The following is a 26,362-nucleotide window of genomic DNA, read 5'->3' on the forward strand; positions in this document are numbered from 1 at the left end:
TGCGCCCTTGACGACGAACCCCAGCGCACACCAGCGGGAGCCCGCCGATGACGTTCACCACCCGGCCGACCCTCCAGGGGACCTTCGGCATGGTCTCCAGCACGCACTGGCTCGCGTCGGCCTCCGCCATGGCGGTGCTGGAGGACGGCGGCAACGCCTTCGACGCGGCCGTCGCGGCCGGCTTCGTCCTCCACGTGGTCGAGCCGCACCTCAACGGGCCCGCCGGGGAGGTGCCGATCATCCTGGCGCCCGCCGGCGGGCCGGTGCGGGTGCTGTGCGGGCAGGGGCCCGCGCCGCGCGGCGCCACCGTGGAGCACTACACCTCGCTCGGCCTGGACCTGGTGCCCGGCACCGGACCGCTGGCCGCCGCCGTGCCCGGGGCGTTCGACGCCTGGATGACGCTGCTGCGCGACCACGGGACCAGGGAACTGCGGGACGTCCTGGGACACGCCATCGGCTACGCCGAGCGCGGACACCCGGCCGTCGAGCGGATCGGGGCCACGGTGGCGGCCGTGCGCGAGCTGTTCGAGACCGAGTGGACCACCTCCGCCGAGCTCTACCTGCCCGGCGGACGCCCCCCGGCGCCGGGCGCCCTGCTGCGCAACCCCGCGCTCGCCGCCACCTGGCGGCGCCTGCTGGCCGAGGCGGAGGCGGCCGGCCCCGGGCGCGAACGGCGCATCGAGGCCGCCCGGCGGGTGTGGCGGGAGGGCTTCATCGCCGAGGAGCTGGCCGGCTTCGCCGCCCGTCCCGTCCTGGACACCTCCGGCGAGCGCCACGCGGGCACCCTCACCGGCGACGACCTCGCCGCCTGGTCGGCGGCGTACGAGGAGCCGGTCACCTACGACTGGCACGGCTGGACGGTCTGCAAGGCGGGCCCCTGGTCCCAGGGGCCCGTCCTGCTCCAGCAGCTCGCCCTCCTGGCGGACCTGCCCGAAGGGGGCCCGGCGTACGGCACGGGGGAGTACGTCCACACCCTGATCGAGGCGAGCAAGCTCGCCTTCGCCGACCGGGAGGCGTGGTACGGCGACGCGGAGGGCGCCGGGAGGGTGCCGCTGGAGGACCTGCTCTCCGACGCGTACGCCACCGCGCGCCGGGCGCTCGTCGGCGAGCGGGCCTCCCGCGACCTGCGCCCCGGCGCCCCCGGCGGCCGCACCCCCCGGCTGGGCGCGCGGGCCCTGACCGCCGCCGCCCGGGCGGGGAGCGCCCCGGCGGCGGGCACGGGCGAGCCCACCGTCGCCCGGGACGGCGCGACGGCGGGCGACACCTGCCACCTGGACGTCGTGGACCGCTGGGGCAACATGGTCAGCGCCACGCCCAGCGGCGGCTGGCTCCAGTCCAACCCCGTCGTCCCCGCCCTCGGCTTCCCGCTCGGGACCCGGCTGCAGATGGCCTGGCTGGAGCCGGGACTGCCGAACACCCTCACCCCCGGCCGCCGCCCGCGCACCACCCTCAGCCCCTCGCTCGCGCTGCGCGGCGGCGAGCCGGTGCTGGCGTTCGGCACGCCCGGCGGCGACCAGCAGGACCAGTGGCAGACCCACTTCCTCCTCGCGGTCGCCCTGCGCCCGGCGGTCCGCGGCGGGCCCGACCTCCAGGGCGCCATCGACGCGCCGAACTGGCACCACGAGAGCTTCCCCGGCTCGTTCCACCCGCGCGCCATGCGGCCGGGCGCCGTCACGATCGAGTCCCGCGCCGGCGCGGAGGTGATCGGCGAGCTGCGGCGCCGCGGGCACGCGGTGACCGTCGGCGGCCCCTGGTCGGAGGGGCGGCTGTGCGCCGTGGCCCGCGACCCGGAGACGGGCGTGCTGTCGGCGGCGGCCAATCCGCGCGGGATGCAGGGGTACGCGGCCGGCCGCTGACCGGCGCCCGGGCCGTGCGGAACGGTCCCTTCACCTCGCCGCCACCCGCCGCCCGGCCGGAACACGGCGCGGCGTGCTTCCATGGAGAGATGATCAGTGACGAGTTGGCGGCAGGTGTCGAGGAGGCGGTCCGCGCGGCCGCGGCCGCGGAGATCATGCCGCGCTGGCGGCAGCTTGCCGCGCACGAGGTGACCGAGAAGACCGGCCCGCACGACCTGGTCACCATCGCCGACCACCGCGCGGAGGAGCGCCTGACGGCCGCCCTGACCGCGCTGCTGCCCGGCTCCGTGGTCGTCGGCGAGGAGGCGGTGCACGCCAGTCCGGCGGTGTACCGGGCGCTGGGCGGTGACGCCCCGGTGTGGATCGTGGACCCGGTGGACGGCACCCGGCAGTTCGTCCACGGCGACCCCGGCTTCTGCACCCTGGTGGCCCTCGCCCACGGCGGCGAGGTGCTGGCCTCCTGGACGTACGCCCCCGCCCTGGGGGAGCTGGCCGTCGCCCGGCGCGGCGCGGGGGCGTACCTGAACGGCGAGGTCCTGCGCTCCGGCAGCCCCGCGCCGGGCGCGGCGCTGGAGGTCGCCTGCTCCCACCCGGACTTCACCACCGACGAGCAGAAGCGCGCCCTGCTCGGCCTGTACACCGAGGGCGTCAAGCCGCGGCCGTGCGGCTCGGCGGGGCTGGAGTACCTGGGTGTGGCGCGCGGCGCGCTCGACGCGGTGGCCTTCTCCTGGGAGAACGCCTGGGACCACGCCGCCGGCCTGCTGCTGGTGGCCGAGGCGGGCGGCGGCCACGCCACGCTGACCGGGGAGCCCTTCCGCCTCGCGGGCGGCAACGCCCTGCCCTTCACCGCGGCCCGGGACGAGTTGACGGTGCGTCGTATCCTCTCCCTGCTGGCCTCCGCCGGGCAGGCCACAGACCCCAGCCCCAGCGCCGAGGGGAGAGCCGGAGGTGCCGTCGATGCGTGACGCGGTCGTGGTGGGAGCCGGGCCGAACGGCCTGACCGCCGCCGTCGAGCTGGCCCGGCGGGGCTTCTCCGTGGAGCTGTTCGAGGCGATGGACGCGGTCGGGGGAGGGGCGCGCACCGAGGAGCTGACCCTCCCCGGCTTCCGGCACGACCCCTGCTCGGCCGTCCACCCGCTGGGCGTCGGCTCGCCCGCCTTCACCGCCATGCCGCTCCACCGGTACGGCCTGGAGTGGCTGCACCCCGAGCTGCCCCTGGCCCACCCCTTCCCGGACGGCACGGCCGGGCTGCTGGCCCGCTCGGTCGCCGAGACGGCCGCCTCGTTCGGGCCGCGCGACGCGGGGACGTACCGCCGTCTGGTGACGCCGTTCCTGGGCCGCTGGAAGGCCCTGGCCGCGGACTTCCTCAAGGTGCCGTGGGACGGGCCGCCGCGCGACCCGGTCACCCTGGCCCGCTTCGGGCTGTTGGGCCTCCGCCCCGTGGACTGGCTGGCGCGCCGCTTCCGCGACGACCGGGCCCGCGCGCTGCTGTTCGGGCTGGCCGCCCACGCCATCGGGCCGCCCACCTCGCCCGCCACCGGCGGCATCGCCCTGGTCTTCGCGCTGGCCGCGCACGAGGTCGGCTGGCCGCTGCCGCGCGGCGGCTCGCAGGCGCTCTCCGACGCGCTCGCGGCGTACCTGCGGGACCTGGGCGGTGTGGTCCACACCGGTGTGGAGGTCAGGCGGCTGGACGAGCTGCCGCCCGCGCGCGCCTACGTCTTCGACACCTCGCCCACCGCGCTGGCGAGGATCGCCGGCCTGGGCGACGCCTACCGCCGCTTCCGGTACGGCGCCGCCGTCTTCAAGATCGACTACGCCCTGGACGGGCCGGTCCCGTGGGCCTCCGAGGACGCCCGCCGGGCCGGGACCGTCCACCTCGGCCCGTCCAGCCGCGAGATCGCCGCCGCGCTGCGCGCCGCCGTCGGGGGCGAGCAGCCGCGCACCCCGTTCCTGATCACCGCCCAGCCCACCCTGGTCGATCCCGCGCGGGCGCCGGAGGGCAAGCACGTCTTCTGGGCGTACGGCCATGTGCCGCGCGGCTGGAGCGGGGACGCCACCGAGGCGATCGAGCGGCAGATCGAGCGCTTCGCGCCCGGCTTCCGGGACCTGGTGCTGGCCCGCGCCACCGCCGGCCCGCCCGAACTGGCCACCCGCAACGCCAACTACGTGGGCGGCGACATCGCCTGCGGCGCCTTCACCGGGCTGCAGACGCTGCTGCGCCCCAAGCTGGCCCGCGTCCCGTACGCCACCGCCCACCCGGCCGTCTACCTGTGCTCGTCGGCCACCTGGCCGGGGCCGGGCGTGCACGGCATGTCGGGCCACAACGCGGCGAAGGCGGTCTGGCGCCGCCTGCGCGCCGCGCGCTGACGCGCCCGCGTCAGCGCGCGGCACGCAGGCGCCCGCCGGGCCCGGCCCGGCAGGGCCCTACGCGGCGCGGCGCAGGTCGGCGATGACCTGGGAGCGCACGGCCTCGGGCTCCAGGCCCAGCCGGGCGAACAGGTCGCCGGTGAGCCGGTCCTCGGAGCGCAGCAGCCCCAGCACCACGTGTTCGCAGCCGATGTGACGGTCCTTCAGCGCGAGCGCCTCGCGCAGGGACAGCTCCAGCGCCTTCTTGGCGCGCGGCGCGAAGGGGATGTGGCCCTGGTTGCGCCGCCGGTCCCGGCCGCCGCGCCGGAAGGGCAGGACGGAGCGCAGCCCGCGCCGCTCCCGCGGCGGCTCGGGCGTCCGGTCCAGCGCGCCGGGGCCGAAGGCGTCCTCCGCCCGGCGCCGCACCTCCTCCAGGTCGATGCCCAGCGCCCGCAGCGCCTCCGCGTCCTCCTCGCCGATCCCGTCCCCGCTCCGGTCGGTCAGCCGTTCCACGGCCGCCCGCGCCGCCTCCGCGTCGACGCCCAGCCGGGCCAGTGTCGCCGCGCCCGGCTCGTCGGGCTGCCGCAGCACGGCGATGAGCAGGTGCTCGGTGCCGATCCAGTCGTGCCCGAGCCTGCGGGCCTCCTCAACCGCTCCCACCACCGTGGTGCGGGCCTGCCGGGTGAACCTCTCGAACATCCCCGCCTACCTCCTGGCGTGCTTCTTGTGCACGGCCTGCCTGCTGACTCCGAGGGCGGCCCCGATCTCCTCCCAGGACCAGCCCTGCCTGCGCGCGTTGTCCACCTGCAGCGCTTCCAGTCGTTCCACCAGCCGCCGCAGCGCGGCGACCGCCCGCAGACCCACGCGGGGGTCCCGGTCCATGGCGGCCTCCGCGGTGTCGACCGCTTCCCTTGCCTCTGATCCGGCCATGTCTGTCAACCTAAGATGACACACGGGGAATGTCAACCCTGGTTGACGCGCGAGGGGCGGGCCGCCGCGCCAGGGCGCGGGCGGACGGGGCACGCCGTACCGGCGCGCCGTGGCCCCGTCCGCCCGGCATCGGTAGGGTCAGGACGGCGCGACAGCCTGTTCGAGACCTGAGAGAGACGTCGTGGACGGAACACACACCGAGACGGGCCGCGTGCTGATCGCCGCGGACAAGTTCAAGGGTTCGCTCACCGCCGTGGAGGTCGCCGAGCACGTCGCGGCCGGACTCCGCCGGGCCCGCCCCGGCGTGGCGGTCGAGGCGCTGCCCGTCGCGGACGGCGGGGACGGCACGGTCGCCGCGGCGGTCGCCGGGGGATTCGCGCGCCGCGAGGCGAGGGTCACCGGACCGCTGGGCGAGCCGGTCACCGCCACCTACGCGCTGCGGGACGGCACCGCCGTGGTGGAGATGGCCGAGGCGTCCGGGCTCCAGCGGCTGCCCCGGGGCGTCCGCGCCCCGCTCACGGCCACCACCTACGGCTCGGGCGAGCTGCTGCTCGCGGCCCTCGACGCGGGCGCGCGCACCATCGTCCTCGGCGTCGGCGGCTCGGCGACCACCGACGGCGGGGCCGGCATGCTCACCGCGCTCGGCGCCCGCTTCCTCGACGGGCGCGGCGACCCGGTCGGCCCGGGCGGCGGCGCGCTGCGGGAGCTGGCCACGGCCGACCTGACGGGTCTGGACCCGCGCCTGAAGGACGTCGGGATCGTCCTCGCCTGCGACGTCGACAACCCGCTCACCGGACCGGCGGGCGCCGCGGCCGTCTACGGGCCCCAGAAGGGGGCCGGTGCCGAGGACGTCGCCGTGCTGGACGCCGCGCTCGCCCACTACGCCCGCGTCCTGGAGGCCGCCGTCGGTCCGCGCGCCGCCCGGTGCGCGGACCTGCCCGGCGCGGGCGCCGCCGGCGGCGTCGGCTACGCGGCGCTGGTCGCCCTGGACGCGGTCTTCCGGCCCGGCATCGAGGTGCTGATGGAGGTGCTGGGCTTCGCCGAGGCCCTGGACCGCGCCGACCTGGTGATCACCGGCGAGGGCTCGCTGGACTCCCAGACCCTGCGCGGCAAGGCCCCAGCCGGGGTGGCCGCCGCCGCGCGCCGGGCGGGCCGCCGCACGGTCGCGGTGTGCGGGCGCCTGGGCATCGGGCCCGACGCGCTGCGGGCCGCCGGCATCGAGGCGGCGTACGCGCTCACCGACCTCGAACCGGACCCGGCCGTCTGCATGGCGCAGGCGGGCCCGCTGCTGGAGCGCGCCGCCGAACGGCTGGCGGCCGAACGCCTCTGACCCGCACGGGAGCCGGAACGACCCGGAGGCCCGGACCGCCCGAAAGCGGTCCGGGCCTCCGCGTGTGACCGCCCCCCGCGTCCCTCCGTCCGGCCGCCGCCGTACCGGAGGCGGCCGGTCCGTTGTGCCCGTGCACAGCCCCGTCCCCGCGCCCCTGGTCACGGGCAGCGGATCCGGCCGCCCGCGTGGACGGCCGCCGCGGCCGGTGCTGGGGTGAGCGCCGTGATCCCCGGTGGGCCCGCCGGGCGAGCAGGACGGAAGCAGGACGGACGAGGAGGAGGGCCGATGGCGGCCGCTTCGCTGGAGGTGCGGGAGGTGTCCGTGGGCTACGGCCCGGTACGGGCGCTGAACGCGGTCTCCGTGGACGTACCCGAGGGCGCGGTGGTCGCCGTCCTCGGCGGCAACGGTGCGGGCAAGACGACCCTGCTGCGGGCGATCTCGCGCACCCTGCGCTTCCACGGCGGGACGATCGGCTCCGGCTCGGTCGTCTTCGCCGGGCGGCGCCTGGACGGGCTCACCCCCGACCGGGTGGTGGCCGCCGGGGTGGTGCAGGTCCCCGAGGGCCGGCAGGTGTTCGCCCGGATGACCGTGGCCGACAACCTCCGCGCCGGCGCCCTGGGGGCGGGCGGGGGCCGCCGCGCGGTCGCGGAGGCGCGGTCGCGGGTGCACGACCTGTTCCCGGTGCTGGCCGAGCGGGCCCACCAGCGGGCCGGGCTGCTCTCCGGCGGCGAGCAGCAGATGCTGGCGATGGGCCGTGCCCTGATGGCCCGGCCGAGACTGCTGCTGCTGGACGAGCCCTCGCTCGGCCTGGCCCCGCTGATGGCCGAGCGGATCGCCGAGACCGTACGGGAGATCAACGCCCAGGGCACCTCGGTGCTGCTGGTCGAGCAGAACGCGGCCGTCGCGCTGCGGCTGGCCTCGAAGGCGTTCGTGCTGGAGGTCGGCGAGGTGGCCCTGGCCGGACCGGCGGACGAACTCGCCGCCTCCGACGAGGTGCGCCGCCGCTACCTGGGCATCGCCGACGACCCCGCACCCGGCTCCGCCTCCGCCGCGCCCGCCCCCGTCCCGGCCCTGCGCAGGTGGTCGGCGTGACGGCCCCGGACGTCCCGCCGCTGCGGGTGCGCGACCTGACCGTGCGCTTCGCCGGGCTCACCGCGCTGGAGGGCGTCTCCTTCACCGTCGAGCCCGGCAGCGTGCACGCGGTCATCGGCCCCAACGGCGCGGGGAAGTCCACCACCCTCAACGTGCTCTCCGGCGTCTGCCGCGCCTCCTTTGGCAGCGTCCGCCTCGGCGACGACGAGCTGACCGGCCTGGCCCCGCACCGGATCGCCGCCCTCGGCGTGGCCCGCACCTTCCAGAACATCGCGCTCTCCCCGCACGCCACGGTCGCCGACAACCTGATGCTGGGCCGCCACCGGCTGACCCGGGCCGGCTTCCTGGCCGCCGGGCTCCGGCTGCCCTCCGCCGCCCGCGAGGCGGCCCGGCACCGCGCGCGGGTGCGCGAGATCGCCGCCTTCACCGGCCTGGAGCGGCACCTGGACCGGCCCGCCGGGACGCTGCCGTACGGGCTGCGCAAGCTGGTGGAGTTCGCCCGCGCGCTGTGCGCGGAGCCCCGGCTGCTGCTGCTCGACGAGCCCGTGGCCGGCATGACCGCCGCCGAACGCCGCCGCACCGCCTCGCTCGTCGCGGGCGTGCGCGACGGCCTGGGCATCTCGATCGTCCTGGTGGAACACGACATGGGGCTGGTGATGCGGCTCGCCGACGCGGTGACCGTGCTCGACTTCGGCCGCCGGATCGCCGACGGGCCGCCCGGGCGGGTGCAGCGCGACCCCGCCGTCCTCCGCGCCTATCTGGGGCAGGAGGCGGCGACCGCATGACGACCTTCGCCGAACTGCTGCTGGGCGGACTGTCCATCGGCTCCGTCTACGCCCTGATCGCCCTCGGCTTCGTGATCGTCTTCAGGGCGACCGAGGTGGTGAACTTCGCCCACGCCTCCCTGCTGCTGGCCGGCGGCTACCTCACCGCCGTGCTCGGGGACGACATCGGCTTCTGGCCGGCCCTGGCGGTGGGCGTCGCCGGCGCCGCGGCGCTGGGCGCGCTGATCGAGTTCCTGGTGGTCCGCCGCTACCGGGGACGCGACCACGGCGTGCTGGCCATCGTCACCATCGGCGTCGACATCGTCCTGATCACCGAGCTGACCCGCCGGATCGGCTCCCGCGTCCACCCCATGGGCGACCCGTGGGGCGATGCGGTCCTCACCCTCGGGCCGGTCGCCGTCCCGCAGACCCGGGTGGCCGCCTTCGCCGCCGCCGCCCTGATCATCGGCGCCTTCCTGCTGGCCTTCCGCCTCACCTCCTGGGGCGTGGCGATGCGCGCGGCGGCCGAGCACCCGGAGACGGCGGCGCTGATGGGCATCCGGCTGGGCCGCGTCTCGCTGTCCGCCTGGGCCGTGGCCGGCGCCCTGGCCGCGGTGGCCGCCCTGTTCCTGAGCGTCTTCCCCACCCCGGGCCTGGAGCGCGGCACCTCCCTGGCGGCCCTCAAGGCGTTCCCCGCCGCGATCCTGGGCGGCCTGGACTCCACGACCGGCGCCCTGGCCGGCGGGCTGGTCATCGGCGTCGTCCAGTCCCTGGCCACCGGCTACCAGAGCGAGCTGGCCTTCCTGGGCCGCGGCATCGGCGACCTGGCGCCCTACCTGGTGATGATCCTGGTCCTGCTGGTGCGGCCGACCGGCCTGTTCGGAACGAGGGAGTCCGCCCGTGTCTGAGTCGTCCGGTCCCGCCGTCACCGAGCACCCCGCCCCCGAACGCCCCGGCGCCGGCCGCGACCGCGCCGCGTCCGGCCGCCCGGCCCCGCGCCTGGGCCGGCCGCGCCGCCCCGCGGTGTACGCGGCGGCGGCCGGGGGCGCGGTGCTGCTCGCCCTCCCCTTCTACCTGGACCGCTTCTGGCTCCAGGCCGGGCTGCTGGCCATGGCCGCCGCCATCGGCGCGATCGGCCTGAACCTGCTGACCGGCGCCACCGGCCAGCTCTCCCTCGGCCACGCCTTCTTCCTGGCCGTCGGCGCCTACGGCTACTGCGTGCTGGCCGGGGACGGCGGGGACGGCGCCGGGGAACCGGCCGGCCTGGGGCTGCCGAGTTGGCTGGCGGTGGTCCTCGCGGTGCTGCTGGCGGGCGCGGCGGGCGGGGCGTTCAGCCCGATCGCCGGGCGGCTGCGCGGGGCGTACCTGGGCATCGCCACCCTGGGGCTGATCTTCGTCGGGCAGCACGTGCTGTTCAACGCCCACCACCTGACCGGCGGCTACAACGGCCGCGCCGTGCCGCCGCTGTCGCTGTTCGGCATCACCTTCGACGACAGCGAGACCGTGGTCGCCGCCGTGCCGTTCCAGGCGATGGAGAAGCTCTGGTACGCCGGGCTGGTCCTGCTGGCCCTGTGCGTCCTGTTCGCCCGCGGGGTGCTGCGCGGCCGGCCCGGCCGGGCGATGCACGCCATCCGCGACCACCGGATCGCGGCCGGGGTGATGGGCGTGCCCGTCGCCCGCCACCGGGCGGCGGTCTTCGTGCTGTCCTCGATGTACGCGGGCCTGGCCGGGGTGCTGCTGGCCCTGGTCCTCCAGCAGGCCGTGCCGGAGTACTTCGGGCTCGTCCTCTCCCTGGAGTACCTGGCCATGATCGTCATCGGCGGTCTCGGCTCGGTCGCGGGAGCCGTCGCCGGGGCCGCGTTCGTCACCCTGCTGCCCCAGGTCCTCACCCGCTACAGCGAGGCCCTGCCCCTGGTCTCCGCCCCCGGCACGGGCGGGGTCGCCCCGGGTGAGATGTCCCGCTACCTGTACGGCGCCGCGATCGTCGCCGTCGTGCTGTTCCTGCCCGGCGGCCTGGTGCGGCTCGCCGCCCGCCGCGGACCCCTCATGAAGGACGAGGCATGAAGACCATGAAGACGCGCACACCACGCACGGCGGCGGCGCTCGCCGCGGCCGTCCTCACCCTCCTCGCGGCCGGGTGCAGCGGCAAGGCGGCCGACGGCGGCTCCGGCGGCACGGGCGCCGGGGGAGTGCGGACCGACAAGGGCGTGACGGACGAGGTCATCCGGATCGGCGCCCTCACCGACATGACCGGCGTCTACGCCTCCCTGGGCAAGAGCGTCACCCAGGCCCAGCAGCTCTACGTCGACCGGATCAACGAGGACGGCGGGATCTGCGGACGGAAGCTGGAGCTGACCGTCCGCGACCACGGCTACGACGCGGGCAGGGCCATCCCCGCCTACACCGAGCTCCAGCCCCGGGTGGTGGGCTTCGTGCAGTTCCTCGGCTCGCCGTTCGTCAGCGCCGTCAAGGAGCGGATCGACACCCGGGACAAACTGCTGGTGCTGCCCCAGGCCTGGTCCGCCCACCTGCTGGGCAGCCGGTACGTCCGCACCGTCGGCGCGACGTACGACGTGGAGACGGTCAACGCCGTCGACTTCCTCCTGAAGGAGAAGAGGATCGCCCGGGGCGACAGGATCGGCCACGTCTACTTCGAGGGCGACTACGGGGAGAACGCCCTGGAGGGCTCCCGGTACGTCGCGGAGCGGGCCGGGCTCACCCTCGTCGAGCAGAAGATCAAACCGACCGACGAGGACATGTCGGCGCAGGTGGCGGCGTTCAAACGGGCCGGGGTGAAGGCCGTGGTGATCAGCGCCGGGCCGCGCCAGGCGGCCTCCCTGGCCGGGGTGGCGGCGGCCGGCGGCCTGGACGTGCCGGTCGTCGGCAACAACTCGGCGTTCGCCCCGCAACTGCTGGAGACCCAGGCGGGCCCGGCGCTGCGGAAGGACTACTACGTGGCCGCCTCCACCCTGCCCATCGGCTCGGCGGAGCCCGGCCCCGCCAGGCTCGCCCGGGAGTACGCCAGGGCCTACCCCGGCGACGTCCTGGACAACGGAGTGGCCGCGGGATGGAGCGCCGCCTCCGCCTTCGGCACGGCGCTGAAGAAGGCGTGCGAGGGCAAGGACCTCACCCGGGAGGGCGTCGCGGAGGCCCTGCTGTCCCTGGACGCCTACGACGGCGGCTTCGGCATCAGGCACGACTTCTCGGACCCGGACCTGCCCTCCACACGGCAGAGCTTCATCCTCAAGCCCGACGCGGAGACCGAGGGCGGGCTGAAGGTGCACCGCCCGGCCGCGGCCTCGGAGCACGCCCGGGCCTTCTCCTTCGGGGAGTGACCCGGCACCCGGCGGCCCGCCTCCCGGCCGCCGCCGCCCACCGGGCGGACGTGGCCGTCCTCACACCTCCTCACACCCGCCGGTGACGGGAGTTTCGCCTCCCGCCGACGGGTGTGCCGTCCGCCGGACGGGGCAGTGGGGAAGACGGACGAAAAGCGATCGGGCGCCGGACGGGTCGAAACCCGTCCGGCGCCCGAGGTGGACCGGCCGTCCTCGCGGTCCTCTAGGACTGCGCCGCCGCCCGCGCCTCGCGGCGGTGGTCGCGGAAGGCGTTGACCCGCCGCGCGGTGGCGAACAGCGGGATCACCGCGCCCAGCACGAGCTGGAGCGCGCAGCCGGTCTCCAGCAGCAGCTCACCGCCCGGGGCGTCGAAGGCCCAGGCCGTCAGCAGGCCCATGCTCAGCACGATCCAGCCGAGCATCGCCACCGCCAGCCAGCCGCGCGGCTTGGGGTACTCCACCCGGCTCACCATCAGCCAGGCCACCCCGACGATCGCCAGCAGGCTCGGGACGAAGGGCAGCTCCAGCAGCACGATCGAGACGACCGTCAGCGCCCCGAAGGGGCTCGGCATGCCCTGGAACACCCCGTTGGGCAGGGTCACGCAGGAGAACCTCGCCAGGCGCAGCACCACCGCCAGCAGCACCACGATCGCGGCGAGCGCCGAGAACCGCTGGTGCGCGTCGTTGGCGACCATCCCCCAGACCAGCACGAAGTACGCGGGCGCCAGCCCGAAGCTGATCAGGTCGGAGAGGTTGTCCAGCTCCGCGCCCATCGCCGAGCTGCGCAGCTTGCGCGCCACGAGCCCGTCGAAGAGGTCGAACACCGACGCCAGCAGCATCAGCATCACGGCGGTCGCGGCGCTGTGCCGCGCCATGCCGCCGTCCCCGCTGCCGGTCAGGTGCGGGATCAGCACGCCGGTGGTGGTGAAGTACACCGCCATGAAGCCGCAGGTGGCGTTGCCGAGGGTGAGGGCGTCGGCTATCGACAGCCGCATCGACAGCGGCATGTCGTCCATCTCGTCGGCGCCGTCCCCGACCTCGGCCTCAGGCACCCAGGTCTGGCGTCCGGGGTCAATCACGGTCAAGGCGAGTCACCCCCGCGGTGGTGGGCTGGCCGACCTCGACGGCGACCTCGACACCCTCCGGGAGGTAGAGGTCCACGCGCGAACCGAAGCGGATCAGACCGATCCGCTCACCCTGCTCGACCTTCGTGCCCTGCTCGACGTACGGGACGATCCGCCGGGCCACGGCGCCGGCGATCTGAACCATCTCGATGTCGCCCAGCTCGGTGTCGAAGTGCCAGACGACCCGCTCGTTGTTCTCGCTCTCCTTGTTGAACGCCGGGACGAACCCGCCGGGGACGTGCTCCACGGACGTCACCGTGCCCGCCATCGGGGCGCGGTTGACGTGGACGTTCAGCGGGCTCATGAAGATCGCGACGCGGGTGCGCCCGTCCTTCCACGGCATGATGCTCTGCACCACGCCGTCGGCCGGGGAGAGGACGCGGCCCTGGGCGATCTCGCGCTCGGGGTCGCGGAAGAACCACAGCATGCCCGCCGCCAGGGCGGTGGCGGGCACGGCTGCCACGGCCGCGCGCCGGGAGCGTCTGGCGCGGGCCAGGGCGAGGGCGGCGGTGGCAACGGTCGGGAGGAGCCACGGCGACGCTCCGCGCGCGAGACGGATACGGCCGCGTTGTGCAGAGGATGGGCTGTGGGGCATGGATGACCTTCGTAGCGGAGGGTGCCGCGTATACACGGGGGACGGCGGCTTTCCCGGGATGCTATCGGTTACCGGTGGCAACTGGGCAAGCCAGAGCGCCAGTCCGGACCGGGAACTCCTCGGGACGCCCCCGGTCGGGGTGCGGTCCCATTCCCGGGAAAACACCCCGAAGGAGGCATCTTACCCCTGGAGTCGGTACTCCTCCAGGAGGCGTCGTCCCACGATCATCTTCTGGATCTCGGCAGTGCCTTCACCGATCAGGAGCATCGGGGCCTCGCGGTAGAGCCGCTCGATCTCGTACTCCTTGGAGAAACCGTAACCGCCGTGGATGCGGAACGCGTCCTCCACGACCTCCTTGCAGTACTCCGAGGCGAGGTATTTGGCCATGCCCGCCTCAAGGTCGTTGCGCCGTCCGGAGTCCTTCTTCCGCGCGGCGCCCACCATCAGGGCGTGCGCCGCCTCGACCTTGGTGGCCATTTCGGCCAACTTGAACTGGATCGCCTGGTGCTGGGCGATCGGCTTGCCGAAGGTGTGCCGCTGCTGGGCGTAGGCGATGCCCAGCTCGAAGGCGCGCTGCGCCACGCCGCAGCCGCGGGCGGCCACGTTCACCCGGCCGACCTCGACGCCGTCCATCATCTGGTAGAAGCCGCGGCCGGTCTCGCCCCCCAGGACCCGGTTCGCCGGGACGCGCAGGCCGTCCAGGATCAGCTCGGTGGTGTCGACGCCCTTGTAGCCCATCTTGTCGATCTTGCCGGGAATCGTCAGACCCGGCTTGACCTGCCCGAATCCGGGCTCCTTCTCGATCAGGAAGGTGGTCATCGACTTGTGGGGCGGGGTGCCGTCGGGGTGGCCCTCGTCGGTCCGGCACAGCACCGCGACCAGGGAGGAGGTGCCGCCGTTGGTCAGCCACATCTTCTGGCCGGTCAGGACGTACTCGTCGCCGTCGCGCACGCCCTTGGTGGTGATCGCCGACACGTCCGAGCCCAGGCCCGGCTCGGACATCGAGAAGGCGCCCCGGACCTCGCCGGCCGCCATCCTCGGCAGGAAGTACTCCTTCTGCTCCCGCGTGCCGTGCTGCTTGATCATGTACGCGACGATGAAGTGGGTGTTGATGATGCCCGACACGCTCATCCAGCCGCGGGAGATCTCCTCCACGCACAGGGCGTAGGTGAGCAGCGACTCACCCAGGCCGCCGTACTCCTCGGGGATCATCAGGCCGAAGATCCCCAGCTCCTTCAGGCCCTCCACGATCTGGGCCGGGTACTCGTCCCGGTGCTCCAGCTCGGTGGCCACGGGAAGTATCTCTTTGTCGACGAAGTCACGGACGGTGGAGAGGATCTCCCGCTGGACGTCCGTCAGCCCCTCGGTCTGCGCCAGGCGCCCCATCTCACTCGCTTCCCTTCTCGGCGTTCCGCCCGGCCTCGCGCGGCTCGGGGCGGCCGGGCTGCTCGCCCCCGCGCTTCTCGACGTACTCGGCGGTGGGCACCATCACCTTGCGGCGGAAGACGCACACCAGGGTGCCGTCCTGCTTGTAGCCCCGGGTCTCGACGTGGACGATGCCGCGGTCGGACTTGGAGCGCGACGGGACCTTGTCCAGCACCGTCGTCTCGCCGTAGACCGTGTCGCCGTGGAAGGTCGGCGCCACGTGCCGGAGCGACTCGACCTCCAGGTTGGCGATCGCCTTGCCGGAGACGTCCGGCACGGACATGCCCAGCAGCAGCGAGTAGACGTAGTTGCCGACCACCACGTTCCGGCCGAAGTCCGTCGTCCCCTCGGCGTAGTGGGCGTCCAGGTGGAGCGGGTGGTGGTTCATGGTCAGCAGGCAGAAGAGGTGGTCGTCGTACTCCGTGACCGTCTTGCCGGGCCAGTGCCGGTAGACGTCCCCGACCTCGAACTCCTCGTAGGTGCGGCCGAACTGCATGGTGTGACTCTCCGGTGGTGTGGTGGACGAACGGTGCCCGGCCCGGGGCCGCCCCCTTCCCCGCGGGGGGCGGCCCGCTCCCGGGAGCCTCAGCCGGCGGGCGGCTCGAACTTCGAGGTCCGCCGCATGCCGGCGGCCCGGCCCTTGCCCGCGATGACCAGCGCCATCTTGCGGCTGGCCTCGTCGATCATCTCGTCGCCGAGCATCGCCGAGCCCTTCTTGCCGCCCTCCTCGGAGGTGAAGTACGCGTACGCGTCGAGGATCAGCTCGGCGTGGTCGTAGTCCTCCTGGGACGGGGAGAAGACCTCGTTGGCCGCCTCCACCTGGCCCGGGTGCAGCACCCACTTGCCGTCGAAGCCGAGCGCGGCGGCGCGGCCGGCGACCTCGCGGAAGCCGTCCACGTTCTTGATCTGCAGGTACGGGCCGTCGATCGCCTGGAGATCGTGGGTGCGGGCCGCCATCAGGATGCGCATCAGGATGTAGTGGTAGGCGTCGGCCGGGTAGCCGGGCGGCTGCTCGCCCACGACCAGGGACTTCATGTTGATGGAGGCCATGAAGTCGGCCGGGCCGAAGACGATGGTCTCCAGCCGCGGCGAGGCCGCCGCGATCTCGTCGACGTTGACCAGGCCCCGGGCGTTCTCGATCTGCGCCTCGATGCCGATGCGGCCCACGTCCAGACCCATCGTCTTCTCGATCTGGGTCAGCAGCATGTCCAGCGCCCGGACCTGGGTGGCGTCCTGCACCTTGGGCAGCATGATGCAGTCCAGGTTGGGGCCGGCGCCCTCGACGACCGTGATCACGTCGCGGTACGTCCAGTGCGTCGTCCAGTCGTTGACCCGCACGACCCGGGTCTTGCCCTTCCAGTCGCCGTTGTTGAGCGCGTCCACGATCTGGTGGCGCGCGCCCTCCTTGGCCAGCGGGGCGCAGGCGTCCTCCAGGTCCAGGAAGACCTGGTCCGCGGGGAGCGTCTGGGCCTTCTCCAGGAAGCGCGGGTTGCTGCCGGGCACGGCCAGGCAGGAGCGGCGCGGACGCAGCCGGTCGTAACCGGCTCCGGCGGCTCCGGCGGACGGTGCGGTGGTCATGCGGGGACCTCCAGGGGGTCGAGCTTGTTCGCGGTGCGGATCTCGTCGACGATACGGCCGATGATGTCCGTGATGCCGAAGTCCTTCGGGGTGAAGACCGCGGCGACCCCGGCGGCGCGCAGCGCCTCGGCGTCGGAGCGCGGGATGATGCCGCCGACGACGACCGGCACCTCGCCCGCACCGGCGCGGCGCAGCCGCTCCAGCACGTCGGGCACCAGCTCGGCGTGCGAGCCGGAGAGGATCGACAGCCCCACGCAGTGCACGTCCTCGGCGACGGCCGCCGAGACGATCTGCTCGGGGGTGAGCCGGATGCCCTGGTAGACCACCTCGAAGCCCGCGTCGCGCGCCCGTACGGCGATCTGCTCGGCGCCGTTGCTGTGCCCGTCCAGGCCGGGCTTGCCGACCAGCAGCCGCAGCCTGCCGCAGCCCAGCTCGGCGGCGGTGGCCGCCGCCTTGGCCCGTACGGCGGCGAGCGCGGAGCCCTCCTCGGCGGGGGTCGCCAGGGGCGCGCCGCCCACCCCGGTCGGGGCCCGGTACTCGCCGAAGACGTCCCGCAGCGCCCACGCCCACTCCCCGGTGGTCACCCCGGCCCGGGCGCACTCCAGGGTGGCCGGCACCAGGTTGGCGTCGCCCGCGGCGGCCCTCTTCAGCCCGGCCAGGGCCTGCTGGGCGCGGGCCTCGTCCCGCTCGTCGCGCCAGCGGTGGAGCGCGGCCACCACCGTGGCCTCGACGGCCGGGTCCACGGTCAGCACGGCCGCGTCCAGGTCGGCGGTCAGCGGGCTCGGCTCGGTCTCCCGGAAGCAGTTGACCCCGACGACCTTCTCCTCGCCGGACTCGATCCGGGCCCGGCGCTCGGCGTGCGAGGCGACCAGTTGCGCCTTGAGGTAGCCGGACTCCACCGCGGCCAGGGCACCGCCCATCTCCTGGATGCGCCCGATCTCGGCGAGCGCGCCCTCGGCCAGCTCCGCGGTCCTGGCCTCCACCACGCGCGACCCGGCGAACAGGTCGTCGTACTCCAGCAGGTCGCTCTCCAGGGCGAGGACCTGCTGGATGCGCAGCGACCACTGCTGGTCCCAGGGCCGGGGCAGGCCGAGCGCCTCGTTCCAGGCGGGGAGCTGCACGGCGCGGGCGCGGGCGTCCTTGGAGAGGGTGACGGCCAGCATCTCCAGCACGATCCGCTGGACGTTGTTCTCCGGCTGGACCTCGGTCAAGCCGAGCGAGTTGACCTGGACGCCGTAGCGGAAGCGGCGCTGCCTGGGGTCCTCGATCCCGTACCGCTCGCGGGTGATGCGGTCCCAGATGCGGGTGAAGGCCCGCATCTTGCACATCTCCTCGACGAAGCGGACGCCCGCGTTGACGAAGAAGGAGATCCGGCCGACGACGTCGCCCATCCGCTCCGGCGGCACCTGCCCGGAGTCGCGCACGGCGTCCAGCACCGCGATGGCGGTGGACATGGCGTACGCGATCTCCTGGACGGGGGTGGCCCCGGCCTCCTGGAGGTGGTAGCTGCAGATGTTGATCGGGTTCCACCGGGGCATGTGCGCCACGGTGTAGGCGATGAGGTCGGTGGTCAGGCGCAGCGACGGGCCCGGCGGGAAGACGTGCGTCCCGCGCGAGAGGTACTCCTTGACGATGTCGTTCTGCGTGGTCCCCGAGAGCCGGGAGACGTCCGCGCCCTGCTCCTCGGCGACCACCTGGTACAGCGCCAGCAGCCACATGGCGGTGGCGTTGATGGTCATGGAGGTGTTCATCCGCTCCAGGGGGATGTCCTTCAACAGCCGCCGCATGTCGCCGAGGTGGCAGACCGGCACCCCGACCCGGCCGACCTCGCCGCGGGCGAGGACGTGGTCGGGGTCGTAGCCGGTCTGCGTCGGCAGGTCGAACGCGACCGACAGACCGGTCTGACCCTTGGCCAGGTTGCGCCGGTACAGCTCGTTGGACGCCTCGGCGGTGGAGTGTCCGGCGTACGTCCGCATCAGCCACGGACGGTCCTTGGGCCTGCGCTGGTGCTTCTCGTGCTCGCCCACGGGAGACCTCAGACGTTCCGGAAGCGGTTGATGGCCGGGAGGTGCTCGGCGCGGGTCTCGGGGTCGCGGACGCCCAGGCCCTCCCGCGGCGCCAGGCACAGCACGCCGACCTTGCCCTGGTGGACGTTGCGGTGCACGTCGTGGGCGGCCTGGCCGGTCTCCTCCAGGGGGTACGTCCTCGACAGCGTGGGGTGGATCTTCCCCTTGGCGATGAGGCGGTTGGCCTCCCACGCCTCGCGGTAGTTGGCGAAGTGCGAGCCGATGATCCGCTTGAGGTTCATCCACAGGTAGCGGTTGTCGTAGCTGTGCATGTAGCCGGAGGTCGAGGCGCAGGTGACGATCGTGCCGCCCTTGCGGGTGACGTAGACGCTCGCGCCGAAGGTCTCCCGTCCCGGGTGCTCGAAGACGATGTCCACGTCCTCGCCGCCGGTCAGTTCGCGGATGCGCGCCCCGAAGCGCTTCCACTCCTTCGGGTCCTGGGTGTGCTCGTCCTTCCAGAACCGGTAGCCCTCGGCGGTGCGGTCGATGATCGCCTCGGCGCCCATGGAGCGGCAGATCTCGGCCTTCTGCGGGCTGGAGACCACGCAGATCGGGGTGGCGCCGCCGGCGAGGGCGAACTGGGTGGCGTAGGAGCCCAGTCCGCCGCTGGCGCCCCAGATCAGCACGTTGTCGCCCTGCTTCATCGCGGCGCCGTTGCGGGAGACGAGCTGCCGGTAGGCGGTGGAGTTCACCAGGCCCGGGGCGGCGGCCTCCTCCCAGGTCAGGTGGGCGGGCTTGGGCATGAGCTGATTGGACTTCACCAGGGCGATCTCGGCGAGGCCGCCGAAGTTGGTCTCGAAGCCCCAGATGCGCTGCTCGGGGTCGAGCATGGTGTCGTCGTGGCCGTCGGCCGACTCCAGTTCCACCGACAGGCAGTGCGCGACGACCTCGTCGCCGGGCCGCCAGGCGTTGACGCCGGGGCCGGTGCGCAGCACCACGCCCGCCAGGTCGGAACCGATGATGTGGTACGGCAGGTCGTGGCGGGCGGCCAGCGGGGAGAGCTTGCCGTAGCGCTCCAGGAAGGCGAAGGTCGGCACCGGCTCGAAGATCGAGGTCCACACCGAGTTGTAGTTCACCGAGCTGGCCATCACGGCCACCAGCGCCTCGCCGGGGCCCAGTTCCGGCAGCGGCACCTCGTCCAGGTGCAGCGACTTGCGGGGGTCCTTCTCGGGGGTGGACAGCCCGGCGAACATCTCCACCTCGTCCTTGTGCACGGTCACCGCGCGGTAGGACTCGGGCAGGGGAAGGTGGGCGAAGTCCGCGGGCGTGCTGTCCGACGCGAGGATCGCGTCCAGGATTTCCTTCACGTGTGGCCTCCGGCGAGCGTTCGGGACGCTTGAGGGGTCGCTGGGGTCTTGTCCGGTCGTGCTGATGAGCTGCTGGTGCCGTCGGTTCGGCGGGGGAGTGCGGCTCGGCGCGGTAGCGCTGGAAGTGCCGGTGACGCGGGCGTCCGGACGCACGGACCGGCCGTGGGGACAGTGCCCGGACACGGCTCACGTTATGGCACTGCGTGCCAGCACACAAGACACTGGGTGCCAGGAATTTCTCTCATCCGTTGAGCGCGGTGCACGCATGAGCGCCTGTGGCCGCCTCCGGGGGGAGGCGGCCACAGGCGTTCGTCCGGATCTGTGCTGTTGTACGGAGGGGCGCGGGGCGGTGCGGGGACGCCGCGGGGCCCGGGGCGCTCAGCCGCGGCGCAGGGCCTGCTCGATCGTGCGCATGACCTGGTCCAGCGGGGCGTCCGTGCGCGCCACCGTCACCAGCACCTCGTTCTCGGCCCTGGCGGTGGCGGCGGGGGGCGCCCCGGCGGCGGCCCGGCCGGCGACGAAGCCGGTGCCGAAGGTCCGCCGCACGATCGCGAAGGCGCGGTCGAGCTGGGCCTCCACATCGCCCTTGCCGCCCGCGCGCAGCCAGCGCCGCAGCACGTGGTTGTGCGCGGTGACCACCGCCGACGCGGCGACCTCGGCGAGCAGCGGCTCGTCGAGCCCGTCGTCCTCCCCGTCCCGGTGGGAGACGGCGGTCTCGTCGAAGTGGCCCAGCAGATAGCGCGTGAACAGGCGCTCGTAGCGCGCCACGGACGCGATCTCCCGCTCCCGCAGGGTGGGCACCTTGCGGGTGAGCTTGTAGCGCTCGACCGAGACGGCCGGGGAGGCCGCGTACATCTTCAGGACCTCCTTGATGCCCCGGCACACGGTGTCCAGCGGGTTCTCGTGGGCGGGGGCCGCGTCCAGCACCGCCTTGGCGCGCTCCAGGGTGTCGTCGTGGTCCGGGAAGATCGCCTCTTCCTTGGAGCGGAAGTGCCGGAAGAAGGTGCGCCGGGCCACCCCCGCCGCCGCCGCGATCTCGTCGACCGTGGTCTCCTCGTAGCCCTTGGTGGCGAAGAGCTCCATCGCGGCGGCGGCCAGCTCGCGGCGCATCTTCAGACGCTGGTTCGGCACGTGCGGACGGGCGGATTCAACGGGCTGGGACATGTGTGGAACGTTACACGCCGCGTTGCAAACCGCGGGTGAGCAGCCACGTTCCAGCAGCCCGCCCCACCCGGGGTCCGCGTGGGGCGGGTGCGCCGGGCGCGCCGGGATCACCGCCTCGCGTACTCGCGGAAGCCCCGCCCGCTCTTGCGGCCCAGGCAGCCCGCGGCCACCAGGTGCTCCAGCAGCGGCGCGGGGGCCAGGCCCGGCTCGCGGAACTCCTGGTGCAGCACCCGCTCGATCGCCAGGGACACGTCCAGCCCCACCACGTCGAGCAGCTCGAACGGGCCCATCGGGTAGCCGCCGCCGAGCCTCATCGCCGCGTCGATGTCGTCCATGCTCGCGTAGTGCGCCTGCACCATCTTCACCGCGTTGTTCAGGTACGGGAACAGCAGCGCGTTGACGATGAAGCCCGCCCGGTCGCCGCAGTCCACCGGATGCTTGCCGATCCGCCCGCACACCTCGCGCACGGTGGCGTGCACGTCGTCGTCCGTCAGCACGGTGCGGACCACCTCCACCAGCTTCATCGCGGGCGCGGGGTTGAAGAAGTGCATCCCGATCACGTCCCGCGGGCGCGAGGTGGCCCGGGCGCACGCGACCACGGGCAGCGAGGAGGTGGTGGTGGCCAGCACGGCGCCCGGCCTGCACACCCCGTCCAGCGCCGTGAACAGCTCCTTCTTGACCCGCAGGTCCTCGGCCACCGCCTCGACCGCCAGGTCGACGCCGGACAGCGCGGCCGGCTCACCGGCCGGGGTGATCCGGGCGAGCGTCTCCTCCCGTTCCCCGGCCGTCATCCGCCCCTTGCGCACCGACCGCTCCAGCGAGGAGGCGATGCGGGCCCTGGCCCTCTCCGCCTTCTCCTCGCTCCGGGCGGCCAGCACCACCGGGTAGCCCGCCCCGGCGAACACCTCGGCGATGCCGGCGGCCATGGTGCCCGAGCCCACCACGCCGACGGAGCGCACCTCGCGCGGCGTCCCGGCCCGCCCGTCCGCGCGCGGGGTCAGCGCGTCCGGCACCACGGCGGAGGAGCCCGGACCGTCGTAGGTGTAGAAGCCGCGCCCGGCCTTGCGCCCCGTCAGACCGGCCGCGGTGAGCTGCCCCAGGACCGGGGCGGGCGCGTGCAGCCGGTCGCGGGACTCGGCGTACATCGCCTCCAGCACGGTGCGGGCGGTGTCGATGCCGATCAGGTCCAGCAGGGCGAGCGGGCCCATCGGCAGGCCGCAGCCCAGCCGCATCGCGGCGTCGATGTCCTCGCGGGTGGCGTACCGCGACTCGTACATCGCCGCGGCCTGGTTGAGGTAGCCGAACAGCAGTCCGTCGGCGACGAAGCCGGGCCGGTCGCCGACCGCGATCGGCTCCTTGCCCAGGTCGAGGGCGAGGTCGGTGACCGCGGCGACCGCCTCGGGGGCGGTCAGCACGCTGGAGACGATCTCCACCAGCTTCATCGCGGGCGCGGGGTTGAAGAAGTGCATCCCCAGCACGCGCTCGGGGCGCGCGGAGTCGGCGGCCAGCCGGGTGACCGAGAGCGCGTTGGTGCCGGTGGCGATGACGGCCGACGGCTTGACGATGCCGTCCAGTTCGGTGATCACCCGGTGCTTGAGCCCGTAGTCCTCCGGCACGACCTCGATGACCAGATCGGCCTCCGCGGCGGCCTGGAGGTCGCCGAAGGTGCGGAAGCGGGCGAGGACGTCGCGCCGCTCCCGCTCGGTGAGGCGCTCGCGCTCCACGGCGCGGGCGGTGGACGCCTCCAGCGCGGCGGCGGCCCGGCGGGCGGCGTCCTGGTCGGTGTCGATGCCGATGACCTCGCGGCCCGCGCGGGCCAGGACCTCGGCGATGCCGGTGCCCATGGTGCCGAGGCCGACCACGGCGACGGTGGAGAGGGTGGGACGGTCCATCACGGGACTCCAGGGAGGAGAAGAGACGGTGACGACGGGAAGAGCTGGAAGAAAGGAGAGAAGAGGAGTGGACGCGGGCGCGCGCGACCGCGCCGACCCGCGTCGTACGGCAGGGGGAGAAGCGGGCGAGACCGGCCCTGTCCCGGGGCCGTGTGCCCGTCCTGCGTACGCGTGCTGAACCGACTGCTCATCAGGCGGCCGCGTCACCAGGCCGCCTGAGCGGGGGTACCGCTCCGTCGGGCAGGCTAACTTGTGGGTAACAAGAACACCAGTGGGTAGACCGCTTCCGGGGATGTGGTGCGGGCCACAGGGAGGGAGCGGGGTGGTGGACGTGCACGACACGGCCGGCACGGTGGACGAGGCGCTGGTGGCGCGGCTGCGGGCCGAGGCGGAACCGGAGGAGTTCAAGCGGCTGCTCGCCCTGGCGCGGCGGGACACCCCCGCCGCCCGCGACGCGCTGGCCGCCGAACTCACCGCCCCCGCGCGCCCGTTGTGGGCCAGGGAACTGGCCGCCTGCACCCTCGGCCGGGCCGGCGACCGCCGCGCCTTCGAGACCCTGGTGTTCCTGCTCAACCACCGCGACCCGCCCCGCGGCGCCGCCGCCGCCCGGGCCCTGCTGCGCCTGGGCGACCCGCGCACCGCCCGGGCCGCGGTGGCACTGGCCGAGAACGAACTGCGCACCTCCTACGCCCTCCACCCCGTGCGGCTGCTGGCCGCCCTGCGCGCGCCCTCCTCCGTACCGACGCTGATCCGCGTCCTGGACCGGCTCCTGGCGGGGCCCGCCCACCACTGGCCGGTGGCCCGGGCCTGCGTGGAGGGGCTGGGGGCGCTCGGCGACCGGCGGGCCCGGCTGGTGCTGCTCGCCGCCCGGGAACGCCCGGAGCTGCGCGCCGCGGCGAACGAGGCGCTGCTCCGGCTGTGACCCGCCGCGGCGCGGAAACCTCCGATCGGCCCGGCGGCACGTCCGGCACCGGCGAGGTGACCGCTCCTGCCGTTGCCGGAGGTCAGGCGTCCGGGCGGGTGCTCCGTGTGGCACCCGCCGATGCGGCCACCACGCACAGCACCGCGAGCCACTGCGACCAGTGCAGCGACTCCCGGAGCACGACGAGACCGACGAGGGCCGCCATCGCCGGTTCGAGGCTCATCAGGATGCCGAACACGCGCGGTGGGATCTTGCGCAGCGCTTCCAGGTCCAGCGAGTACGGGATCACCGACGACAACAGCGCCACGCCGAGCCCCGCGACCAGGACCCACGGCTGAACCAGCGCCGTCCCGCCGTCGGCCACGCCGAACGGTACGACCACCAGTGCCGCGACGGCCATTCCCAGGGCCAGGCCGTTGCCTTCCGTGGTGTGGCGGCCCAACGCCGCGCCGACCAGGATGTACAGGCCCCAGCACACCCCCGCGGCGAGGGCGAACAGGAAACCGACGAGGTCGAGGTCGCCGCGTCCCTCCATCAGCAGGACCACACCGCCTGCCGCGAGCACGGCCCAGAAGGCGTCCAGCCACCGTCTCGACCCGGCCAGGGCCACCGCCAGCGGCCCGAGGAACTCGACGGTCACCGCGATCCCCAGCGGAATCCGGGCCAGTGCCAGGTAGAAGCACAGGTTCATCAGGCCGAGCGTCACGCCGTAGCCGAGCACCACCGTCCACGTGCGGCGGTTCACGCGCAGCGACGGCCGCCACACCAGCACCAGCACCGCTGCCGCGAAGAACAGCCGCAACGCGACCGTCCCGAAGCTGCCCACCGCGCCGAACAGGTGCTTGGCCACTGCCGCGCCCACCTGAACGCTGACGATGCCGAGCAGCACCAGTGCCGGCGGCGGGATCGCGCCGAAGGCGCGTCCGGCCAGCGCGGTCAGGGACGATCGGGGGAACGGGCCGCGGTCGGCCTTGTCGACGCTCATGATGACCACGCGTGGATTGTCGACGATCGGGCGCCGCGCGGCACGTGAATTCCCGGGGCTCCGGACGCGGCCCGCCTGCGCGCTCGGCTGCGGCTCAGAGCAGGCGCCGCACGACGGTGCCCAGGACCGCCACCGCCTCGCCGATCTCGTCCGGCGTCCGGGCCGCGTACCCCAGGACGAGCCCGGGCCGGTGCGGGAGCCGGGCGTGCCAGGACAGCGGATGGACCTTCACGCCCCGCTCCAGCGCGGCGGCCGCGAGGTCGGTGTCGGCGAAACCGGCGTCGAAGGTGACCATCAGGTGCAGGCCCGCCGCCGCCCCGTAGACCACCGCCCCCGGAAGGTGCCTCCCGATCGCCCCGACCATGGCGTCCCGGCGGCGGCGGTGGCGTCCGCGCAGCAGGCGCAGGTGGCGCTCCAGCTCGCCCGACTCCATCAGCCGTGCCAGGGTGAGCTGCGGCAGCACGGCGTTGCCCAGGTCGGCGTACCGCTTGGCGTCCACCAGGGCGTCCCGGTACGCCGGGGGCGCCAGGACCCAGCCCACCCGCAGCGCGGGCGCCAGCAGCTTGGAGACGCTGCCGGCGTAGACGACGCGGTCCGGGAGCATCGACCGCAGGGCGGGGACGGGCGGCCGGTCGTAGCGGTGCTCGGCGTCGTAGTCGTCCTCGAAGACCAGCCCGCCCCCGGCCGCCCACCGCATCAGCTCGCGGCGCCGGTCCCCGCTGAGCACCACGCCGGTGGGGAACTGGTGGGCCGGGGTGAGCAGCACCACCGGGGCGCCCGTGGCGCGCAGGTCGCCGACGCGCACCCCCTCGGCGTCGACCGGGACCGGCGGGGTGGCGAGCCGGCGGGCGTTCAGGTGCATCCGGGCGCCGAGCGAACCGGGGTCCTCCACCGCCATCGCGCGCACCCCCTCGTCGTGGAGCACCTGCGCGAACAGGGTGAGGGCCTGGGCGGTGCCGGAGACGACCAGCACCTCGCCGGGGTCCACCCGGACCCCGCGGTTGCGGGCCAGCCAGCCGGCGACGGCCAGCCGCAGCGCGGGCGCCCCGCGGGGATCGCCGTAGCCCAGGTCCGGGGAGGCGAGGTCGCCGAGGACCTGGCGTTCGGCGCGCTGCCAGGCCGCCCGGGGGAAGGCGGCCAGGTCCGGTGTGCCGGGGGTCAGGTCGATCCGCGCCGGCGCCGCCCGCAGCAGGTCGAAGACGTCCGGGCCGGGCGCGGCGGCGAAGACCGCCTCCGGGGACGGCGGACCGGCGGGCGCGGGAGGCGTCGGCGGCGCGGGCGCCCGGACGGGCGCGGCGACGACGACCGTCCCGCCCCGGCCGCGCCCGGCGACGTGCCCGTCCTCGCCCAGCCGTCGGTAGGCGTCGGTGACCACGCCCCGGGACACGCGCAGCTCCGCCGCCAGGACGCGGGTGGCGGGCAGGCGGCTGCCCACCGGCAGCCGGCCGTCGGCGATCGCCAGCCGCAGCCGCCCCGCCAGCCAGTCGGCCAGCCCGCCGGCCGGTGCCTCGCCGATGTCGAGCTGGAGGAAGTCGGCCCCGGCGGCCGGGGGCCGGACCGCCTGGAGCCCGGCCTCTTTGGACCGGTCGGCAGGACTGTCTTTGGCTCTGTCCACCGGGCCATTGTGCGGCCAGGGTGGAGCCGTGAACACC

23 protein-coding genes are annotated in these 26,362 nt (G+C 74.5%); 10 read left to right on the forward strand and 13 right to left on the reverse strand.

What is annotated here, in order from left to right; genetic code table 11:
• Positions 1-47 precede the first annotated feature (47 nt).
• The 3 genes from VE546_RS17555 to VE546_RS17565 all read left to right on the forward strand — a co-directional run bounded on the left by VE546_RS17555 (position 48) and on the right by VE546_RS17565 (position 4,223).
• A complete protein-coding gene (locus VE546_RS17555; protein WP_324923340.1) occupies positions 48-1,856 on the forward strand; it encodes a gamma-glutamyltransferase family protein in 1,809 nt (602 codons plus the stop codon).
• A gap of 89 nt (positions 1,857-1,945) precedes the next feature.
• A complete protein-coding gene (locus VE546_RS17560; protein ID WP_324923342.1) occupies positions 1,946-2,821 on the forward strand; it encodes an inositol monophosphatase family protein in 876 nt (291 codons plus the stop codon).
• Complete coding sequence (locus VE546_RS17565; RefSeq protein WP_324923344.1) at positions 2,814-4,223, forward strand: NAD(P)/FAD-dependent oxidoreductase; 1,410 nt, start codon at positions 2,814-2,816, stop codon at positions 4,221-4,223. Before VE546_RS17560 ends, VE546_RS17565 begins: the two co-directional genes overlap by 8 nt.
• Positions 4,224-4,280: 57 nt before the next feature.
• Here the strand turns inward: VE546_RS17565 and VE546_RS17570 are convergent, their stop codons facing one another.
• A complete protein-coding gene (locus VE546_RS17570) occupies positions 4,281-4,901 on the reverse strand; it encodes a Clp protease N-terminal domain-containing protein (RefSeq protein WP_324923346.1) in 621 nt (206 codons plus the stop codon).
• Positions 4,902-4,907: 6 nt separating this feature from the next.
• Complete coding sequence (locus VE546_RS17575; protein ID WP_100205412.1) at positions 4,908-5,132, reverse strand: hypothetical protein; 225 nt, start codon at positions 5,130-5,132, stop codon at positions 4,908-4,910.
• A 181-nt stretch (positions 5,133-5,313) separates the two neighbouring features.
• On the opposite strand from VE546_RS17575, the gene VE546_RS17580 reads away from it, so the two are divergent.
• The 6 genes from VE546_RS17580 (at position 5,314) to VE546_RS17605 (ending at position 11,653) form a co-directional block, all read left to right on the forward strand.
• Complete coding sequence (locus VE546_RS17580; RefSeq protein ID WP_324923350.1) at positions 5,314-6,462, forward strand: glycerate kinase; 1,149 nt, start codon at positions 5,314-5,316, stop codon at positions 6,460-6,462.
• 285 nt (positions 6,463-6,747) lie between these two features.
• Entirely contained in the window at positions 6,748-7,554 is an 807-nt protein-coding gene (locus tag VE546_RS17585) for an ABC transporter ATP-binding protein (RefSeq protein WP_324923352.1), read from the forward strand.
• Positions 7,542-8,339, forward strand: a complete 798-nt coding sequence (locus VE546_RS17590; protein ID WP_324923354.1) for an ABC transporter ATP-binding protein — start codon at positions 7,542-7,544, stop codon at positions 8,337-8,339. The genes VE546_RS17585 and VE546_RS17590 overlap by 13 nt, the downstream gene beginning before the upstream one ends.
• On the forward strand, positions 8,336-9,226 hold the full coding sequence (locus VE546_RS17595) for a branched-chain amino acid ABC transporter permease (RefSeq protein WP_324923356.1): 891 nt from the start codon (positions 8,336-8,338) through the stop codon (positions 9,224-9,226). The genes VE546_RS17590 and VE546_RS17595 overlap by 4 nt, the downstream gene beginning before the upstream one ends.
• The gene (locus VE546_RS17600; RefSeq protein WP_414720511.1) at positions 9,219-10,382 is read left to right on the forward strand and encodes a branched-chain amino acid ABC transporter permease; all 1,164 of its coding nucleotides are present in this window, start codon (positions 9,219-9,221) and stop codon (positions 10,380-10,382) included. The genes VE546_RS17595 and VE546_RS17600 overlap by 8 nt, the downstream gene beginning before the upstream one ends.
• Positions 10,379-11,653 (forward strand): ABC transporter substrate-binding protein, encoded by a 1,275-nt coding sequence (locus VE546_RS17605; RefSeq protein WP_414720512.1) that lies wholly within the window; start codon positions 10,379-10,381, stop codon positions 11,651-11,653. The genes VE546_RS17600 and VE546_RS17605 overlap by 4 nt, the downstream gene beginning before the upstream one ends.
• A 223-nt stretch (positions 11,654-11,876) precedes the next feature.
• On the opposite strand, the gene pssA is transcribed toward VE546_RS17605, so the two are convergent.
• The 9 genes from pssA to VE546_RS17650 form a co-directional block, all read right to left on the reverse strand.
• Complete coding sequence (pssA, locus tag VE546_RS17610; protein WP_324923358.1) at positions 11,877-12,737, reverse strand: CDP-diacylglycerol--serine O-phosphatidyltransferase; 861 nt, start codon at positions 12,735-12,737, stop codon at positions 11,877-11,879.
• Positions 12,724-13,371: a phosphatidylserine decarboxylase gene (locus VE546_RS17615; RefSeq protein ID WP_324923360.1), complete on the reverse strand. Its 648-nt coding sequence runs from the start codon at positions 13,369-13,371 to the stop codon at positions 12,724-12,726. The genes pssA and VE546_RS17615 overlap by 14 nt, the downstream gene beginning before the upstream one ends.
• Before the next feature lie 180 nt (positions 13,372-13,551).
• Positions 13,552-14,757, reverse strand: coding sequence for an acyl-CoA dehydrogenase family protein (locus VE546_RS17620; RefSeq protein ID WP_324923362.1), 1,206 nt, complete (start codon positions 14,755-14,757; stop codon positions 13,552-13,554).
• 1 nt (position 14,758) lies between these two features.
• Positions 14,759-15,292, reverse strand: a complete 534-nt coding sequence (locus VE546_RS17625) for a MaoC family dehydratase (protein ID WP_324923364.1) — start codon at positions 15,290-15,292, stop codon at positions 14,759-14,761.
• 89 nt (positions 15,293-15,381) lie between these two features.
• Positions 15,382-16,374, reverse strand: coding sequence for a CoA ester lyase (locus VE546_RS17630; protein ID WP_324923366.1), 993 nt, complete (start codon positions 16,372-16,374; stop codon positions 15,382-15,384).
• Positions 16,371-18,401 (reverse strand): protein meaA, encoded by a 2,031-nt coding sequence (locus VE546_RS17635; RefSeq protein ID WP_324923368.1) that lies wholly within the window; start codon positions 18,399-18,401, stop codon positions 16,371-16,373. The genes VE546_RS17630 and VE546_RS17635 overlap by 4 nt, the downstream gene beginning before the upstream one ends.
• 8 nt (positions 18,402-18,409) lie before the next feature.
• A complete protein-coding gene (ccrA, locus tag VE546_RS17640; RefSeq protein ID WP_324923370.1) occupies positions 18,410-19,747 on the reverse strand; it encodes a crotonyl-CoA carboxylase/reductase in 1,338 nt (445 codons plus the stop codon).
• A 378-nt stretch (positions 19,748-20,125) separates the two neighbouring features.
• Entirely contained in the window at positions 20,126-20,911 is a 786-nt protein-coding gene (locus tag VE546_RS17645) for a TetR family transcriptional regulator (RefSeq protein ID WP_324923372.1), read from the reverse strand.
• Between the two features lie 107 nt (positions 20,912-21,018).
• Entirely contained in the window at positions 21,019-22,803 is a 1,785-nt protein-coding gene (locus VE546_RS17650) for a 3-hydroxyacyl-CoA dehydrogenase family protein (RefSeq protein ID WP_324923374.1), read from the reverse strand.
• Between the two features lie 325 nt (positions 22,804-23,128).
• Here VE546_RS17650 and VE546_RS17655 point away from each other — a divergent pair, with 325 nt between their 5' ends.
• A complete protein-coding gene (locus tag VE546_RS17655; RefSeq protein ID WP_324923376.1) occupies positions 23,129-23,725 on the forward strand; it encodes a HEAT repeat domain-containing protein in 597 nt (198 codons plus the stop codon).
• Between the two features lie 82 nt (positions 23,726-23,807).
• On the opposite strand, the gene VE546_RS17660 is transcribed toward VE546_RS17655, so the two are convergent.
• Positions 23,808-24,710, reverse strand: coding sequence for a DMT family transporter (locus VE546_RS17660; protein WP_324923424.1), 903 nt, complete (start codon positions 24,708-24,710; stop codon positions 23,808-23,810).
• A gap of 94 nt (positions 24,711-24,804) precedes the next feature.
• Positions 24,805-26,325, reverse strand: a complete 1,521-nt coding sequence (locus tag VE546_RS17665) for a PLP-dependent aminotransferase family protein (RefSeq protein ID WP_324923379.1) — start codon at positions 26,323-26,325, stop codon at positions 24,805-24,807.
• Positions 26,326-26,362: the final 37 nt, after the last annotated feature.

It is taken from the genome of Streptomyces sp. (assembly GCF_035644915.1).
Taxonomy (GTDB): Bacteria; Actinomycetota; Actinomycetes; order Streptomycetales; family Streptomycetaceae; genus Streptomyces.